Origin of the sequence: Halobium salinum, assembly GCF_026586625.1 — an archaeon.
Taxonomy (GTDB): Archaea; Halobacteriota; Halobacteria; order Halobacteriales; family Haloferacaceae; genus Halobium; species Halobium salinum.
Window position 1 is genome coordinate 833,528 of sequence record NZ_JAODIW010000006.1, and the last position, 17,519, is coordinate 851,046.

General features: G+C 69.7%; 14 protein-coding genes. 5 read left to right on the plus strand and 9 right to left on the minus strand.

Translation table 11 applies throughout. From position 1 onward, the window contains the following. Positions 1–22: 22 nt before the first annotated feature. Both N5095_RS07580 and N5095_RS07585 read right to left on the minus strand, forming a co-directional pair. A complete protein-coding gene (locus N5095_RS07580; RefSeq protein WP_267622151.1) occupies positions 23–973 on the minus strand; it encodes a DMT family transporter in 951 nt (316 codons plus the stop codon). A gap of 155 nt (positions 974–1,128) precedes the next feature. After that, entirely contained in the window at positions 1,129–2,790 is a 1,662-nt protein-coding gene (locus tag N5095_RS07585; RefSeq protein ID WP_267622152.1) for an ABC transporter substrate-binding protein, read from the minus strand. A 154-nt stretch (positions 2,791–2,944) separates the two neighbouring features. On the opposite strand from N5095_RS07585, the gene N5095_RS07590 reads away from it, so the two are divergent. The 3 genes from N5095_RS07590 (at position 2,945) to N5095_RS07600 (ending at position 6,505) form a co-directional block, all read left to right on the plus strand. Then, the gene (locus N5095_RS07590; protein WP_267622153.1) at positions 2,945–3,574 is read left to right on the plus strand and encodes a ribonuclease H family protein; all 630 of its coding nucleotides are present in this window, start codon (positions 2,945–2,947) and stop codon (positions 3,572–3,574) included. 135 nt (positions 3,575–3,709) lie between these two features. After that, positions 3,710–4,459: a twin-arginine translocase subunit TatC gene (locus N5095_RS07595; RefSeq protein ID WP_267622154.1), complete on the plus strand. Its 750-nt coding sequence runs from the start codon at positions 3,710–3,712 to the stop codon at positions 4,457–4,459. Positions 4,460–4,546: 87 nt separating this feature from the next. Then, positions 4,547–6,505: a sensor histidine kinase gene (locus tag N5095_RS07600; protein ID WP_267622155.1), complete on the plus strand. Its 1,959-nt coding sequence runs from the start codon at positions 4,547–4,549 to the stop codon at positions 6,503–6,505. Between the two features lie 211 nt (positions 6,506–6,716). On the opposite strand, the gene N5095_RS07605 is transcribed toward N5095_RS07600, so the two are convergent. From N5095_RS07605 to N5095_RS07620, 4 genes are all read right to left on the minus strand, one after another. Next, positions 6,717–8,972: an NADP-dependent malic enzyme gene (locus tag N5095_RS07605; RefSeq protein ID WP_267622157.1), complete on the minus strand. Its 2,256-nt coding sequence runs from the start codon at positions 8,970–8,972 to the stop codon at positions 6,717–6,719. Positions 8,973–9,080: 108 nt separating this feature from the next. Continuing rightward, complete coding sequence (locus tag N5095_RS07610) at positions 9,081–10,235, minus strand: DUF7544 domain-containing protein (protein WP_267622158.1); 1,155 nt, start codon at positions 10,233–10,235, stop codon at positions 9,081–9,083. A 197-nt stretch (positions 10,236–10,432) separates the two neighbouring features. Further along, on the minus strand, positions 10,433–11,569 hold the full coding sequence (locus tag N5095_RS07615) for a DUF7544 domain-containing protein (protein ID WP_267622159.1): 1,137 nt from the start codon (positions 11,567–11,569) through the stop codon (positions 10,433–10,435). Positions 11,570–11,686: 117 nt separating this feature from the next. Next, a complete protein-coding gene (locus N5095_RS07620; protein WP_267622161.1) occupies positions 11,687–12,829 on the minus strand; it encodes a M24 family metallopeptidase in 1,143 nt (380 codons plus the stop codon). Between the two features lie 183 nt (positions 12,830–13,012). Between N5095_RS07620 and tuf the strand changes: the two genes are divergently transcribed. Beyond that, a complete protein-coding gene (tuf, locus tag N5095_RS07625; protein WP_267622163.1) occupies positions 13,013–14,281 on the plus strand; it encodes a translation elongation factor EF-1 subunit alpha in 1,269 nt (422 codons plus the stop codon). A gap of 64 nt (positions 14,282–14,345) precedes the next feature. Here the strand turns inward: tuf and N5095_RS07630 are convergent, their stop codons facing one another. Then, positions 14,346–15,137, minus strand: a complete 792-nt coding sequence (locus N5095_RS07630) for a hypothetical protein (protein ID WP_267622164.1) — start codon at positions 15,135–15,137, stop codon at positions 14,346–14,348. A 442-nt stretch (positions 15,138–15,579) separates the two neighbouring features. On the opposite strand from N5095_RS07630, the gene N5095_RS07635 reads away from it, so the two are divergent. Further along, on the plus strand, positions 15,580–15,882 hold the full coding sequence (locus N5095_RS07635; protein ID WP_267622165.1) for a hypothetical protein: 303 nt from the start codon (positions 15,580–15,582) through the stop codon (positions 15,880–15,882). Positions 15,883–16,047: 165 nt separating this feature from the next. On the opposite strand, the gene N5095_RS07640 is transcribed toward N5095_RS07635, so the two are convergent. Next, positions 16,048–16,671 carry a hypothetical protein gene (locus tag N5095_RS07640; RefSeq protein ID WP_267622166.1) on the minus strand — a complete coding sequence of 208 codons (624 nt, stop codon included), beginning with the start codon at positions 16,669–16,671 and terminating at the stop codon, positions 16,048–16,050. Positions 16,672–16,677: 6 nt separating this feature from the next. Further along, on the minus strand, positions 16,678–17,451 hold the full coding sequence (locus N5095_RS07645; protein ID WP_267622167.1) for a DsbA family protein: 774 nt from the start codon (positions 17,449–17,451) through the stop codon (positions 16,678–16,680). Positions 17,452–17,519: the final 68 nt, after the last annotated feature.

Here is a 17,519-nt window from a genome sequence, read left to right on the forward strand (position 1 = left end):
GGTCAGGGACGAACGAGGGTTCCTACCGTGAGAACAGTGTCCGGACGCGAAAGGCGACGCGTCGGACCCGCGGCAGTTCGTCGCGGATGGCGTCGCGTTTGATGAGGAGAAAGCCCCCGAAGATGAGACAGAACCCCACGACGGTCCCCGGCGTCGGCGCCTCCTGCAGGAACAGCCACCCCGTGAGCGCGGCGAACACCGGCGCGACGTAGGAGACGAGGTTGATTTCGACCGCGCCGAGGCGTTCGAGCAGGTCGAAGTAGATGAGGAAGCCGACGGCGCTCGACCCCACGGCGAGAAAGAGGAGGGCCGCGAGGGCGGTCGGGTTGGTCCACTCGGCGGCGGCGACGGACTCGCCGAGGCCGACCGAGAGCAGGTGCATCAGCAGCGCGCCGCCGAGCATCGACCACGCCTCCATCGATTCGATGGGAAGGTCGGCGTCGATTCGGCGGGTGAGGACGCTCCCGAGTGCGAACGCCGCGGCGGCCGCCAGCACGAGCAGTTTCGCCACGGCACCGCCCGAGACGGCGGCGCCGAGGTCGGCACCGGTCAACACCGCGACGCCGACGAGGCCGAGCAGGAGGCCCGCGACGCCGGCGAGGGTGAGCCGCTGGTCCGGGAGGAACGCGCGGGCGAAGCCGGTCGTCAGAACCGGCGAGAGACTCACGATGACGGCGGCCGTGGCGGAGTTGACCGCCGGGTCGGTCTCACCGACGAACAGCAGTGCGTGGTAGGCGGCGATGAGGAGGACGGCGCCGACGGCGACGACCGCCCACTGGTCGCGACCCCGTGGGAACGGGTCGTCGAGGACGTAAACGGCGTAGCCGAGCATGAGGACGCCGGCTACGTCGTACCGAACCGCGGCGAAGAGGACGGGCGGGAAGTAGTCGAGACCGGCCTTGATGGCCATGAAGGCGGAGCCCCAGAGGGCGGCGAGAGCGACGAAGAGGACGAGATTCCGGTACCGGGTCACGGTGGGTGAAGCCGCTCGCGTCGCCTGAAGGTTTCGCTCCCGGCGAGCGAAGCGAGCCGGGTGCAGAGAGTGTAGCGAACGTAGTGAGCGGAACGACCGCGTTCCCGGCGAACAGAGCGGGACCTCCGGTCCCGCTTGCAGCTGGCGAGCCGAGTCTACTCCGAGCGGCGCATCTCGGCGGCGTCGACGCGCTCGTCCGTCCGGGCCCGCCAGTCAATCGCCGAAGAGACGCCGTAGACGCTGTACTGTCGGTTCAGGAACACCCACGGGGCACGGTCGTGTGCGAGCTGGTTCGCGTCACGGAGCGTGTTGACGCGTTCGTCGCCGGTCTGGCTGCTGGCCTGGGTGAGGAGGCGGTCGAACGCCTCGTTGCTCCACGTCGAGAGCCGGCCGTCCGACGTGAGCAGCGGCCGCATCACGAGGACGCCGTCTGCCGTCGGCTCGTTCCAGCCGATCAGGTACCACGCCGGGTCGTCGCTGTCGGTCGGGGAGAGGAGGTCCGACGCAAGCGACTGGAACCCGCGGCGTTCGACCGTCGCGGAGACGTTCGACAGCTCGTCGACGTAACCGACGACCGACTGGGCGATTTCGAACCCCTTGAGGTAGCGCCCGGTGGGGACGTGTAAGGTGATCTCGGCGCCAGCGTAGCCGCTCTGTTCGACCAACTGCTCCGCGCGTTCGGGGTCGTAGGGGTACGGTTCTACGTCCGGGTTGTGGCCGGTGAACCCCTCGAGCGTCGGCTGCCCCGTCTGTTCACCGAACCCTTGCAGGACGTTCCCGACGACGCTCTCGAGGTCGACCGCGTAGTTCAGCGCGCGTCTGAAGGCGACCGAGTCGAACGGCTGCGTGTCGTCGCGCATCCCCGTGAACAGGAGCCGCGTCGAGGGTGCCACCTCCACCCGCGCTCGCGTTCCATCGTTGATGCGACGTACGCCGGCGGGGGGGACACCCACCGCCACGTCCACCTCCCCCTCCAGGAGTGCGTCGATGCGGGCAACGGGGTCCGTCTCGGCGCTGAAGCTGACCGCCGACGCCGCGGGCCGGTCCCCCCAGTAGTCCTCGAAGCGGGAGAACTCGACCCGCGACCCCGACTCGTAGCTCTCGAGGACGAACGGGCCCGTCCCCATCGCGTTGGAGGCGATGTACGACCGGTCGTGTGACTGGACCCACTCCTTCGAGAGCACGTCGCAGTAGCTCGCGAACGTCGTGAACACGACTGGGTCGACGCCCGACGAGCGCACTTCGACGCTCCGTTCGCCGTCCACGACGGCGGCGTCGGTCACCCCGTCGAGTTGGTCACGTTGCGGGCTGCTGAACCCCGTCGCGTCGTCGGCGACGCGCTCGACGCTGAACACCACGTCCTCGGGGGTGAGACTGCTCCCGTCGTGGAAGCTGACGTCCTCGCGCACGTCGAACCGCACTCGGTTCCCGTTCTCCATGCGACGGTAGTTCGTCGCGAGTCCCTCGACGATTCGGCCGTGACGGTCGGTCGACAGCACCCCCTGGTAACAGTGCAACAGCACCGTCTTCGCCGGCGTCTGCCGGTGGTCGTGTGGGTCCAGCCCCTGCGGGACCTGTCCCTGCGTGATGCGGATGGGGAAGGCACCACCTTCTCCGTCGTCCGCTCCGTCACCACCGCTCTCGGTCTCGGTCGCTCCTCCGGAGTCGTTCCCGGAGGAGGTGTCCGTAGTCGTCCCCCCCGTCGGGTCGTTACCCAGGACTCCGGAGCATCCGGCGAGCGCCGCCGAACCCGCCGCACCCCCGGCGAGCGACAGGAAGCGCCGCCTCCCCACACCAGTCCGTTCCTCACCCGGCATGCGAGATACATCAGAGACTCTGGCGTAAATAGCCTGTGCATGTCCCGGACGGGCCCCCGAGTCGTCCTTGGGATGTACGGACGGCTGACCCCGCCGGCGGGTCACTTCCGGGATGCGGATTACGTTTAAGTACGGTGGCGCCGGAAACGCCACCATGGCCGTTCACGGCCGGTCGAGACTTCGTGACCTGTTCGACGAGTCGCCCACGCCGCACATCGCGCACCCGCCGCGGACCCATCGTCGTCACTTCTACGTCGCCACCGACGGGTCCTACCGGCCGGACGGCGGCGGACTCGGGGCCGTCATCGAGACGCGCGACGGGGAGCGCATCGCCCGCCTCGCCGTCCCCGACTCGGCGCCGAACAACAACGTCGCCGAGTACCGGGCGCTCCACCTCGGCCTCGACGTGCTCGCCGCGCGTGCGCCCCGCACCGCCCGCGTGGGCGTGCTCGTCGACTTGGACGACCTCGCCGCCAACGTCAACCGGGCCGTCCTCGCCGCGGACGACCCCGACTGGGCGCCCGGCGACTGCCGTATCCCCGCCGGTAGCGAGCACCACTGGCGCGGCATTCAGGCGCGCATCGCCGGCTTCGGCGAACTGCGTGCGGCCCGAATCGACGGTCGACGCAACCCCGCACACCCGCTCGCGAACACGCCGGAGGAGTACGCCCACGTGAACGACCGAGCGCCGCGCTGTGTCCTCCCGGAACCGCCGACGAGCGGAGGAGCGACGGGTCCGGGCGTCCCGCCACCGTCGCGGTCGGAACGCCGGACCGGCCACTGACTGCCGGGGAGGGAGGAGCGCCGGACCGGCCATTGACTGCCGGGGAGGGAGGAACGCCGGAACCATCACCAGCCACCCGGGACCTCCGCAACACCGTACAGAAAGTTGATAACACGGTCGAGTGACCGAACTCGCATGGCTCCCTCCACAGCGTACGACGTCCGACTCCGGCGAGCGCGCTACACCCCGCTCGGCGCCACGGTTCGTGACCGCTTCGGGGTGCTCCTCGGGGTCTGGCTTCTCACGACGGTCGTCACCCTCCTGGTGCTCGTCGGCTCGGGAGTCGACCTCCTCGCGACGGCGGCCCCGCTGAGTTCGTCCGCTTCGGACGTCACCGTCGTGGGGACCGACCCGACGGACGCCCTCCTCTTCGGGGCCGAGGTCGCGTCGCTCGTGGGGGGCACGCTCGCGCTGGTCGTCGCGACCGGGCTGGCGGCACGGGACGACGACCGGGTCGAACTCGCGGCCGGCCGGTCACAGTTCCTCCTCGCGGCGGCGACCTTCGTCGCCGGTGTGAGCGTCGGGCGGACGTTCGTCTCGACGCTCCTCCGCGACATCCACCTCCTCGACACCGTCGGAGCCGCGACCGTCCTCGAATCGGGTACCTCCGGAGCCGTCGTCGCCCTCCGTGCCCTCGCCGAACTCGGCCTGTTCGTCCCCGTCGCGGTCGGCGTCGGGGCGGCCCTCCCGTGTTTCCTCGTCGGCGCCGTTCGGGCGGGACTCGCGCCGCGTTACACCAGCGACCGGATGCGCGGGTTCGTCGCGCTCGCGTTGGTCACCTTCGCGGCGGTGTACTCCCCGCCGGACCTCCCCAGCCTCGCCCTCGTCGCCGTCCCGCCGTTCGCCGGGTTCGCGGTCGGCCTCGCGTGGCTGGAGTTCGGGTGAGCCGTTTCGACGGGCTAACATAACTTCGGTTGACTATCGCCCATTGCGACAGTTTGACGTAGGTCGGGTTGTAGCGTGTAGTAACCGATGGTATCGCTCGGTACTCCCGGAATCGCCCACGTCGTCGTTCTGGCACTCTCCGCCCTGCTCTGTTTGGGGCTGGCGGCGTGGGTTCGTTCGACGACCGCCACGAGCGGACAGCGGTGGTTCGGCGTGCTCCTCGCCGCCGACGCGGTCTGGGCCACTACCGCGGCTCTCAGTTTGCTCGTGGCGCCGCCGGCGAAGACCGAGCTCCTCGTGGTCCGTGGACTCGTGCAGGCGACGATTCCGCTCGTCTGGGTGCGCTTCACCGCCGCCCACACGCGTCGGGAGTTCTCGCTCTCGAAGCCGGTCCACGGCCTCCTCGCCGCCGGCTGGGCGACCTCGGTCCTCGCCCTCCTCACCAACGGGTACCACGGACTCTACTGGAGTTCGGTGACGCTCCGAACCGGCCCGTTCCCGTTCCTGGAGCTGACCCCCGGGCCGTTGCTGTTCGGGACGTACCTCTACATCTTCGGTGCGACCGGCCTAGGCATCCACTACCTCGCCGAGCTGTTCACCCGCTCGCGCCATCGCTCCCGGGCGGCCGTATACGTCCTGCTCGTGGGTGCGCTGGTGGCGAGCGCCCCGGCGGTGGTGACGGTGCTCGAACTCGGGCCCGCGGCGGGCTACGACTACTCCGTGTACGGTATCGGCGGGTTCGCCGCGCTGACCGCGCTCGTCGTCTTCCGGCTCGGCGCGCTCAACGTCGAGCCGGTCGCGCGGGACGTACTGTTCGACGCGTTCGACGACGCCGTGCTGGTATTCGACGACCGCGGGCGCCTCGCGGACCACAACGTCGCGGCCGCGACGCTCTGGCCCACGCTCGGCGAGCGCGACCACATCGGGGAGCCGCTCGGGACCGCTCTGCCGGAACTCGCCGGGCTCCTCCCGGCGCGGCCCCGGTCGTCGCCGACCGGGGAGCTGACACTCACCGTCGAGGGCGAGCGGCGGCACTTCTCGCTGCGCGTCACCCCGGTGTCGAGCGGCGAGGAGCGCGTCGGTCACACGCTCGTCCTCCGGGACGTGACCGAACTCGTTGCCTACCGCCGCGAACTGGAACAGAAAAACAGACAGCTCGACGAGTTCACGAGCACCGTCGCACACGACCTGCGGAACCCGCTCAACGTCGCGGACGGGTACGCCCGCCTCGCCGTGGAGTCGCTCGCCGAGCTCGGGCTCGGCCCGACTACCGACTCGGCGGCGGCGGACGACGAGCGAGAGGGGACGGGCGAGGGGTCGTCGTCCGTCGAGTCTGTCGACGCGACCGGTTCGGCCGGCTCCGTCGACCCCGAGGTGCTCGACCACCTGGAGCGCGTCGGCGACGCCCACGACCGGATGCTCCAGATAATCGACGACCTGCAGACGCTGGCGCGGACGGGAGAGTCCGTCGAGGCGACCGAGCCGGTCGACCTCCGGCGCGCCGCCACCGACGCCTGGGCGAACCTCGACACGTCCCGTGCGACCCTCTACGTCGCCGACGACGCGACCGTCCACGCGGACCGTGGCCGGCTCCTCTCCATCCTCGAGAACCTCTATCGGAACAGCGTTCGCCACGCCGGCGACGGGGTCGTCGTCGAGGTCGGTGCCGGACCCGGGTCGTTCTTCGTGCGCGACGACGGGCCGGGCGTCCCGGCGGCCGACCGGGAGACCGTCTTCGAGTACGGCTACACCACCCACGCCGACGGCACCGGACTCGGGCTCCCCATCGTCAGGACGATGGCGGAGTCACACGGCTGGTCGGTCCGACTCGACGACGACGAGGACGGGGCGTGTTTCGTCTTCGACGAAGTGACCGTCGAGTTCCCCGACGGCGACGAGGGCGGCGACGACCGGGGCGGTGACGGCGGACCGGGCGCCGGGCGTGGGGCCGCCGGACGCGGGTCCGCCGGCCACGAGACCACGGACGAAGGGGCCGACGACGCCGTCTACCGCCCGGTCGACGTGTCGACCGTCAGGACGGGGTAGGGTTGCGACGGTCGGATACGCGGATTCGTCGCGCTCGCGCCGGTCGCCTTCCGCTTCGACGACTCCGGATACGACCTCTCGGTGCTCCGGGTCGACGAGGCCGGGCGCTGGAGCCGTGCGGCGGAGGGACTGGATGTCGGGCAGGTGCGTCGCTGCGGTCGGTCGGTCGAGCTTGTGCCCCCCCACGAAAAAGCCGCACCGACCCGCGAAACTACTCGTTCTGTGCGTCCACGACCGCGACGCCCGCGAGGTTCACGATGTCCTTGACCTCGTCGCCGCGCTGGAGGACGTGGACGGGCTTGTCCATGCCGACGAGCATCGGGCCGATGGCCTCTGCGCCGCCGAGGCGCTGGAGGAGTTTGTAGCCGATGTTGCCCGCTTCGAGGTTCGGGAAGATGAGCACGTTCGCCGGGTCCTCGAGGTCGGAGAAGTCGTACGTTCCTTCGAGGATGTCCTCGACGACGGCCGTGTCGGCCTGCATCTCGCCGTCGACCTCGAAGTCGACCTCGGGGTCGTTCTGGAGCGCCTCCGCGGCGCGGCGGGGCTTCAGCGTCCCCTCGTTGTCGACCGAGCCGAAGTTCGAGTACGACAGGAGCGCGGCGCGGGGCTCGACGTTGAAGCTCTTGGCCAGCGCGGCGGTGTGTTTCGTCACCTCGGTGAGCACCTCCTCGTCGGGGGCGAGGTTCACCGTCGTGTCGGCGGCGAAGATGACGCGGTTCTTGAACGTGAGGAGGTAGACGCCGGCCGCGTAGTTCGCGTCCTCGGCGGTGCCGATGACCTGTAGCGGCGGGCGGAGCGCGCTCGGGTAGTGGTGGGTCAGCCCGGTGAGGAGGGCGTCGGCGTCGCCCTGCTCGACCATCACGCTCCCCAGGTAGTTCGTGTCGCGACGGATGAGCTCCTCGGCCTCGCTCCGGGTGACTCCCTTCCGACGGCGTAGCTCGTACAGTCGGTCGGCGTACCCCTCGTAGTCGTCGTCGCGCGGGTCGACGACCTCCGGCTCGAAGTCGAGTCCGAGGCGGTCGCGGGTGCGCTCGATGGACTTCCGGCTCCCGATGAGCACCGGTTCGGCGATGCCCTGCTCCTGGAGCTGGAAGGCGGCGCGAATCATCTTCTCGTCGGTCCCCTCGGCGAGCGCGACGCGCTTCGGGTCCGACTTCGCCTTGTTGAGGACGACGCGCATCATTTCCCTGGACTTGCCGAGGCGGGCTTCGAGCCCCTCGGTGTACGCTTCGAGGTCGAGCTCCTTCCGGGCGGCGCCGGACTCCATCGCCGCCTCCGCGACGGCGGGCGACACCTCGAACAGCACGCGCGGGTCGAGGGGTTTCGGGATGATGTACTCGGAGCCGAACTGCAGGGGCTGGTCGCCGTAGGCCTTGACGACCGCGTCGGGGACGTCTTCGCGGGCGAGGTCGGCGAGCGCGCGGGCGGCGGCGACCTTCATCTCCTCGTTGATCTCGGTCGCGCGGGCGTCGAGCGCGCCGCGGAAGATGAACGGGAAGCCGAGCACGTTGTTCACCTGGTTCGGGTAGTCAGAGCGCCCGGTCGCCATGATGACGGTGTCGTCGCGGGCCGCCTTCGCGTCCTCGTAGGGAATCTCCGGGTCCGGATTCGCCATCGCGAAGATGATGGGGTCGGCGGCCATCGACTGCACCATCTCCTCGTCGACGAGCCCGCCGATGGAGAGTCCGACGAACACGTCCGCGTCTTTCATCGCCTCGTCGAGCCCGCCGGCGGGCACGTCGCGGGCGAACTCCCGCTTGAACTCGTTGACGTCGCCGGCGTCGGCGCGCTCCTGCGTGATGATGCCCGAGGAGTCACACATGGTGATGTTCTCCTTTCTCGCGCCCAAGGAGACGTAGAAGCGGGCGGTCGCGATGGCGGAGGCGCCGGCGCCCGAGAAGACGATGTCGAGTTCGTCGAGCTCCTTGTCCGCGATGTCGGCGGCGTTGACCAGTGCGGCGCCGGAGATGATGGCGGTGCCGTGCTGGTCGTCGTGGAAGACGGGGATGTCCATCTCCTCGCGCAGGCGCTCTTCGATTTCGAAACACTCCGGTGCCTTGATGTCCTCTAAGTTGACCCCGCCGAACGTCGGCTCCATCGCCGAGACGCTCGTGATTATCTCCTCCGCCGTCGCCTGGTCGAGTTCGATGTCGAACACGTCGATGTCGGCGAAGCGCTTGAACAGGACGCCCTTCCCCTCCATGACGGGCTTCGAGGCCTGTGCACCGATGTCGCCCAGCCCGAGCACCGCCGAACCGTTGGAGACGACGCCGACGAGGTTCCCCTTCGCCGTGTACTCGTAGGCGTACTCCTCGTCGTCGGCGATGTCGCGACACGGGGCGGCGACGCCCGGCGAGTACGCCAGCGAGAGATCACGCTGTGTGTTGGTCGGTTTGGTGGTCGAAATCTCTATCTTTCCGGGCGGGTCGGTTCGGTGGTACTCGCGTGCATCGTCGTCCAGTCCCATACCTGCGGCCACTGTGGGCGACAGCAAAAAGGTACCCCTGCACGTCGATTTCGGCATTCGACAGCTGCCGAACCGCAGAATCGTTTCTGTGAGTCGTTGACGCCGGCGTCACCCCCAACCGGGCTCGTTGTCGTCCCCATCGCGGCTCCCGGGTCCGTCGTCCGTCGAACCGCCGTCCGTCTCGACGGTGTCGTCTCCGGGGGCCGGAGGTTGGCGCGTGACGACGGCGGTGCCGCCGCCGACCGTCCGCGGCCCGTCGGTGCTCGCGTCCGGGTCGCCACCGCTCCCGCCGCCACCGGTCTCCGGCAGAAGCGCGAACCGCGGTTCGGCGCGGCCGAGCACCGACAGTTCGTAGCCCGTCAAAAACGAGTGGACGAGAACCTGAATCGGGAGGGTGACGAGCAGGAAGAACCCGAGCGTGAGCAGGCCGAGTGCGACCAGCGCGGCGATGCCGACCGTGGACGCGAGCGCCGCGTCGATACCGCCGAACGACGCCGCGAGCGCCAGGAAGGCGGCGAGGCCGACGCCGAAGAGGACGGCGTTGAAAACCAGACCGACGGTGAACGTGACGACGCCGATACCGAACGCGATAGTCCAGCGCGAGACGAGGTAGGCGAGGAACTGCCGGGGCTGACCGCGGAGGGTCGGCCACAGTCGACGCCAACTCCGGAGCACGCCGCCGTCGGTCGCGACCATCACCGGGACGACGAGTTGGTTCGTGAAACTCAGGAGCAGTCCGCCGACGAACAGGTACGGAGCCAGGGCGAGAACGCCGAGGGCTATCCCCGCCAGTCCGACGTTCGGCGCGACCCCGTCGGCGAAGACGAGCGCCCACACCCCGACCGCGATGGGCGCAGCCATGAGGACGACGACGACTGTCTCGAAGAGGAGCAGTCTGAACCCCTTCCCGACCCGAGTGCGGAACCACCGGCGGATACGAATCTCGTCGGTTCGGAGCATATCGACGAGCACGAACTTCATCGTCGACGAGATAGTCCCGAGGACGAGAAGCAGTAGTACCGCGCCGGCCGCGAAGGCCGCTACCAGCAACAGGTCGGGGCCACCGGACACTCCCGGTGTCGTTCCCGGGTTTGGTTGGGTCTGCGGGACGTTCGTGAGGTTCTGAACGCTGCTGATACTGCTGGTGACGCCGAGGAAGAACACGACGACGGCCAACCGGAGCCACCGTCCGAGACTGGGTCGGAGGAAGCGGCGGGTGGAGGACAGGGCGTCGTCGACGGCGTCGAGTGCGTGCCACGACATGTCGAGAAAATATAAGAGAATTGTTAAATACGTTTCCGTCGGGCCGCCCCTACACTCCGTGCCGTCGACCGGACTGCCGGTCCGGTCACCGCACCGGCCGAGCGCCGCGGCCCGGACTCGTCGGGCCAAGTGCCTCGGGCCAGTGCTCGCCGGACCTGGAACGTCGGGTCAGTACTCGCCGGACCTGGAACGTCGGGTCAGTACTCGCCGAACCCGGTGCGTCGGGTCACTGCCGGCGTGCCGCCGCCGACTGCGCGGGGGCCGTCGCCGCCGTTGCCGGTGCCGGGGTCGCCGTCACTGTCGCTGTCCTCGTCGCCCGTCTCGGGTAACAACGCGAACCGAGGCTCGGCGCGGCCGAGCACCGACAGTTCGTAGCTGGTGAGGAACGACCGGACGGGGACGGCGACCGCGAGCGTGAGGACGAACAGGACCGCGAACCCGACGAGCGCGACGAGCGCGAGCAGGACGACCGCGGTCGTGCTCGCGAGGGCGGCCTCGACGCCGCCGAACGCGCCGGCGACGAGGAAGCCGGCGATGAGCGAACTCACGACCACGATGGCACCGAGGAGGCCGACGACGATGGCTACCCCGATGCTCAGCCCCAGCGTCAGCACCCAGCGGACGAGGACGTAGACGAGGAACTGCCACGGGTGACCCCGGAGCGTCGGCCAGAAGCGCCGCCAGCCGGCGACGACGCCCACGTCGGCCGCGACCATCACGGGCACGACGAACTGGGTCGTGAACCCGAGGAAGAACCCGACGACCAGTAGCACCGGGACGGCGACCAGTGCGAGGACGAGCAGCCCCGCTAGTCCGACGCCGGTCCCCATGTCCAAGAGGAGAAACAGGGCGCCGAGGACGAACAGCGGGAGCGAGACGAGGAGGCCGACGCCGAGTTGGAACCCCAGCAGCCGCATCCCCTTCCAGAAGCGGGTCCGGAACCAGCGTCGGACCCGTACCTCGTCGGTTCGGAGCATATCGACGAGCACGAAGCGCATCACCGGCGCGACGACGGTCCAGACGAGGCCGACGGCAACCAACACGGCAAGGAGGGCGAGGCCGACCCAGAGCAGCAGTTCGAGGGTTCCGGGGTCGAGTTCGGGTCCGGGGTCGGTCGGCACCGGCTCGGTCGGCGTCGGCTCCGTCGGCTCCGTCGGAACGGGACCAGTTCCGGTCCCGCCCGGGAACCCGGGGAACGTGAACCCGCCGACGCCACTCCCCAGAAAGAGCACGACGAGGGCGACTCTGGCCCATCGCCCGAAGCTGAAGGGGAGGAGGAACCGGCGGGTCGCGGACAGGGCGTCGTCGACGGCGTCGAACGCGTACCACGACATGGACGAACCGTATCACGCGCCTGTCAAATACGTTTCCGTCGCCCCGTCGATACGCTCCCATCGTCGAGGTCGGGCGGACGGCGCGCGGTCGGTGACCGTCGAGCCGCGACCGTCCGACTACCGCTCCAGCACCGCGTGGCGGTCGAGCGTGGCGGGCGCGTCGTCGGCGACGCTCTCGACGGTCTCCGTCGGCCACGAGTCCGTCCGGGTGAGGGCCTCGAACCCTTCGTCGGTGACGAGGACCGTGTCCTCGCTCTTCGCCCCCTGCACCGTCGGGTTCCAGGCGTACGCCATCGGCGTCGTCACCGCCCCGTCGTGGCCGGGTGTGGCTATCCACTCCCGGCCGGCGAAGCCCGCCGCCCCGCCCTGGTGGTGACGACGCCACTCGTCCGCGTGACCGACCGCGTCGTAGGCGTCCTGTACGTACTCGAAGACGTCGCCGGCGGTGCCCCCCTGCTCGGCGACCGCCCGGGTGGCCCCGAGCGCCGTCGCCTCGACCGTCATGGCCGCCTCGGTGCGCTCGGCCAGCCAGTCGGGGGCGTCGAAGGCGACCGTGCGGGTGACGCTCGCGTGGAGGCCGTCGCGCTGGGCCGTCACCGAGAGGAGGGCGTAGTCGCCCAGCGGCTCCTGTTGAGGCGTGTAGTGACGGTACTGCTGGGCGCGCTCGCTCCCGCCGACCAGTGCGACCGGCGTCTCGATGCCGCGAGCCGACAACGCGATGCGGAGAGCAGCGGCGGCCTCGTGTTCGGTGTCTTCGGGTTCGAGTTCGCGCGCGACGTTCTCGACGGCGGCGGCGGTCTCACGGCCGAGCGCGCGGTACACGTCCACGTCGGTCTCAGAGAGGGGCATCCGGAGTCGGGCGGTGTCGACCCCGGTCGCGCCGGGCACGTCGAAGTCGGCGGCGACCCGGCCGGGCGAGCGCTCCGCGACGGCCTCGCCGAGTGAGCCGTCGTACCAGTCGAACGTCGTCACCTCGAAGCGGTCGGGCACCTCCTCGTCGCGGAGACGGCCGGCCTCGATGTTGTCCGTGACGACGCGGAACTCGCCGCCGGTCGCGTCACCTTCGTCGTCCCCGCCGGTCCCGCGCTCGCGGACGTAGCCCGCGGCGGCGACGCCCACGTCGCCCTCGCGGTCGACGACGTTGCTCCCGCCGGTGAGCCACGCGAAGGCGTTCGGGCGGGCGAACCAGACCGCGTCGGCGTCGCGGTCGTCGAGGTGAGCGTCGAGTCGGTCGCGACGGTCGTCGAGGAAGTCGGTCATCGTCGGCCGTTCGGGGCGGGGGTACGAAACGGCGGTGGCTCGCGGCCACGCCCCCCGGTCCGAGTACGGGACTCCCACCCTCCCGGTTCGTGTTCGAGACCGGTCACGAATCTGTCCTGAAAAACCGTTAACCCCTCCCGCGACCATATTACGTCCGTTCGGCGCGAACGCGCCTGATATACCATGGCAGACAAACCACACCAGAACCTCGCTATCATCGGCCACGTCGACCACGGCAAGAGCACGCTCGTCGGACGGCTCCTGTTCGAGACGGGGTCGGTGCCCGAGCACATCATCGAACAGCACCGCGAGGAGGCAGAAGAGAAGGGCAAGGGTGGCTTCGAGTTCGCCTACGTCATGGACAACCTCGCCGAGGAGCGCGAGCGTGGCGTGACCATCGACATCGCCCACCAGCGCTTCGACACGGACAAGTACTACTTCACCATCGTGGACACACCCGGTCACCGCGACTTCGTGAAGAACATGATTACGGGGGCCTCGCAGGCCGACCACGCCGTCCTCGTCGTCGCCGCCGACGACGGTGTCGCCCCCCAGACCCGCGAGCACGTGTTCCTCGCCCGTACGCTCGGCATCGAGACGCTCATCGTCGCGGTGAACAAGATGGACGCCGTCGACTACGACGAGGCGAAGTACAAGGAGGTCAAGGAGGGCGTCCAGCAGCTGCTCAACCAGGTGCGGTTCCAGGCCGACGACGCCCGCTTCATCCCCATCTCGGCGTTCGAGGGGGACAACATCTCCGAACACTCCGACAACATGCCGTGGTTCGACGGCCCCACGGTGCTGGAGGCGCTGAACAACCTCCCGGAGATGTCGCCGCCGACGGACGCCCCGCTCCGACTCCCGATTCAGGACGTGTACACCATCTCCGGCATCGGGACCGTCCCGGTCGGGCGCGTCGAGACGGGCATGCTGAAGACCGGCGACAACGTCTCCTTCCAGCCCTCGGACGTCTCGGGTGAAGTCAAGACCATCGAGATGCACCACGAGGAGGTGCCCGAGGCCGGTCCCGGCGACAACGTCGGCTTCAACGTCCGCGGCGTCGGCAAGGACGACATCCGCCGCGGCGACGTCTGCGGCCCCGCGAACGACCCGCCGACCGTCGCCGAGACGTTCCAGGCCCAAATCGTCGTGATGCAGCACCCCTCCGTCATCACGGCGGGGTACACGCCCGTCATCCACGCTCACACCGCGCAGGTCGCCTGCACCTTCGAGTCCATCGACAAGAAGCTCGACCCGAAGTCGGGCGAAGTGGCCGAGGAGAACCCGGACTTCATCAAGGCCGGCGACGCCGCCGTCGTCACCCTGCGCCCGCAGAAGCCGCTCGTGCTCGAGCCGTCCTCGGAGATTCCCGAACTCGGCTCCTTCGCCATCCGCGACATGGGCCAGACCATCGCCGCGGGCAAGGTGCTCGAAGTTCACGAGCGCTCGTAAGCGACCGCACCGACCGGCCATCCGTCTTTTTCGAGGCGACGAACGGACGCCCCCTACCGGCGGATCAGCTCTCGGCTCCGTTCCCCTCTGCCTCGTCGTCCCCGGGCAACGGCTCGCTTCCGACCGGCACACAGCCCGGCGTCCCGGCGTACCGCGGGTTCCGGTACGCGAACACGCCGTCCGGGTTGGTCTCGTGGACCCAGACGTGCAGGTCCCAGTAGGCGAACTCGCCGTCGACGACGAGCCCCCAACCGTCGACCTCGCGCAGCCCCGAGAGCGGGCTTCGGTCGACCGGTGTCTCCCCGTCGGCGAACAGGTCCGGCGGCTCGGTCGTCGGGTTCCCGTCCGCGTCGACCTCGGTGGCGACGGCGTACTCGACCGCCGCCAGTCGCAGTCGCTCCCCGGCGAGCGCGTACACGAGCGACTCGGGGCGCGTCGGGTCGACGGCGTCGTCGGCCCACCGCGCGGCGTTGTCGAAGTAGTAGCCCACCCCACAGACGAGCGGGAGCGCGGCGCTCTCGTAGCCGTCGGCCGCGGCGGCGTCGACCCGGCGGTAGACCCGGGTCAGGCGCTCCACCTCGCGGAGCTGTTGGATCAGCGTCAACTCCCCCCACCAGTCGGGCTGGGCGGCGACCTGGCGAACGCCCCCACCGGCTCCGGCGACGCCGAACGCGAGCGCGAGCGCGCCGGTCCGGAGGAGGCTCCGTCGGTCGACGCCGGCGCGCCTCGGCGCCGAGGTGAACGCGCTTCGGGTCCCGTTCCGGTCGCTACTCCCCGCCTCGACGGCGTCCAGTCCGCCGACGCCCGCCGCTCCCGACTCGACACCCCTCCCGGTATCCGTGTCCAGATTCGACATGGCTCTTCCCGGTCGAACGCGGCGGGCGCCGACTCGGCGCGACCGCCGTTCGATGGGTGGTGAGTAGGCGACGCGGCGAGATAGGGTTTCGCAGGAGGTGGCGGTCGTCCCAGTCCGTCGCCGTCGTATCCCGCGGCGAATCGGCGGGCGACGGCGGTCACCGACGTCACGGCAGGTGTAACGCCGAGCGGAGGTTCGCGAGCGAGTCGCAGTCGGGAGCGGGAGTACGTTTCGACCGAGTTCGACGCGAGTCAACCCCCGACGTCGGGGCGGGCACCCGGGTGTTCCGGTTCGGCGGGACGCCACCGCGAGTTCGACTCGTCTCGGCGTGCGACTTAGTATCGTTCACTATCCTTCAGCGGAAAATATATATCACCGACTCGCATGACGTCCGTATCGCGACCCGGTTCGTCTCCTCTGGGTGCGGTGAGGTTCCCCGTATATGTGGCAAGAGTACATCATTGCGGCTGTAACGTTGGTCCTGACGCTCTCGGTTCTCCCGACTATCCGCGACCACGACGCGCGCGTCCCCCTCCAGACGTCGGGGCTGACGACGGTCGGTCTCCTCGTGAAGGCGGTGGCGTTCGGTTCGGCCGGCATGACCGCACCGGCGCTCGGTGCCGGACTGGGCTGTGTGATGTGGGCCGTTCTGGCCTACCTGCGCTCGGGGGTTCGTGAACGACTCCGCCCTCTCGACGGCGAGGCCGAATCGGGGGTCGTGGAGTTCCCCGCAGCCGACGACTGACCGAGGTCCGGCTCGGACGGCTCGGCGCGTCTCGCGTCCCGAATACTCCGACGAGTGTGTCGACCCCGGGCGGGAAAAGACGCTACGGCACGGCCTCTCCGAGGAGCAGAGGAACGACACTCGCGCTCTCGACTCGATAACCCGAGTCCGGACGCTCGACGCCCGTTACCGCCGACCGACGTCCACCGGACAGCCGTTCACTTCGCCGCCGCGCATCCCGTCGGCTATCCAGTACATCGACAGGAGGAGCGCGACGAGCGCGAACAGGGAGAACTCCAACCCCTCGAGGGGGAGGAGGAGGAGCGCCCCGGAGGCGCCGAACACCGAGAACAGCCCGGCGAGCACGGTGGAGCCACAGGCCGCACAGCCGGCGCCGAGCATCCCGAGGGTGACGCCGACGGCGCTCCCGCCGCTCTCGCGGGCGCCGAGGCCGTGCTCCCGGACGTGGTAGGTCACCATCGCGAGGTCGACGCCGACGAGTACGGCCACGAGAAGCAGCGCGACCCCGGTGAGCGCCGAGTACGACGTGCCGAGGAAGGGGTACAGTCCGGCGAGGATGCGCAGTCGGTTCGAGAGCGGGAGGCTCCCACCGACCACGAGGTCGGCCACGAGCGTGAGGTTCTGTGAGAGCACGAACGCCGACAGCGCGACGGCGGCGGCCACCCCGGCGAACAGCGCGTAGCCCGGGATAGTGAGGACGAGCCTGACGAAGCGTGCGGTGAGGCGCCAGTCGTCGCGGCGGGTCGGCAGTCGGGAGCCGAGGCCGCGGACGGAACGGGCGAGACTCATCGGCGCTCAGAGCTCCAGCGCGCTCGCGATGACGTCGTAGCTGACGCTTCCCTGTGCCTTGGTGCGGTAGGTGCCGTCGCGAAAGAGGAACAGCGACGGGGTGGTGCCGTTCGCGCCCGCGGCGTCGCCGGCGTCGAGGTCGGTCTGGACGGCGTCGTCGAACTCCTTCGCCTCCGCGTCGGCGACGACCGCCGCCGCGTCGAGGTCGGTGTTCTCGGCGAGCCACGACTCGGTGCGCGAGAGAACGTTGTCCGCGGAGAAGGCGTCCTGCTCGGCGAAGTAGTGGTCGAACAGCCCCCAGTAGGCGTCGGCGCCGGCCTCTTCGTTCTCGACGCGGGCGTAGGTGGCTTCGAGCGCCTGTGTCGCCGGCTTCCCCCACGGGTAGACGACGGGGTAGGTGCGCGAGACGAAGGCGAGGTTCCCGGCCTCGATGTCGGCTTCGAGTTTCGGAACGACGTTCGTCTCGAACGCCCGACAGCGGGAACAGGAGGGGTCCTCGAAGGCGATTAGCGTCGCCGGTGCGTCGAGCGGGTCGGGGCCGCGACTCGGCTGGGCGTCGATGGCGGTCGCGGCGTCGTGTTCGGCGATGGGCGTCCCCGAGCCGCCGCCTCCGCTCCCCTCGCTCCCCCCGCTCCCGTTACCGCCGCCGTCGCCGCCACCGCCGCCCATGCCGAGACAGCCGGCGAGTCCGGAGAGGGTTAGGCCGGCGCCGCCGGCGGCGAGAAGCCGGCGTCTGGTGCTGGAGGGCGCTGACTGCGAACGGCTGGGGTCGTCACGCATGTGTCGAACGGGAGGGAGAGGGAGGGCATGGTTCTTGCCCGGTTGTCGACGCGGGACGCACAGCCGTC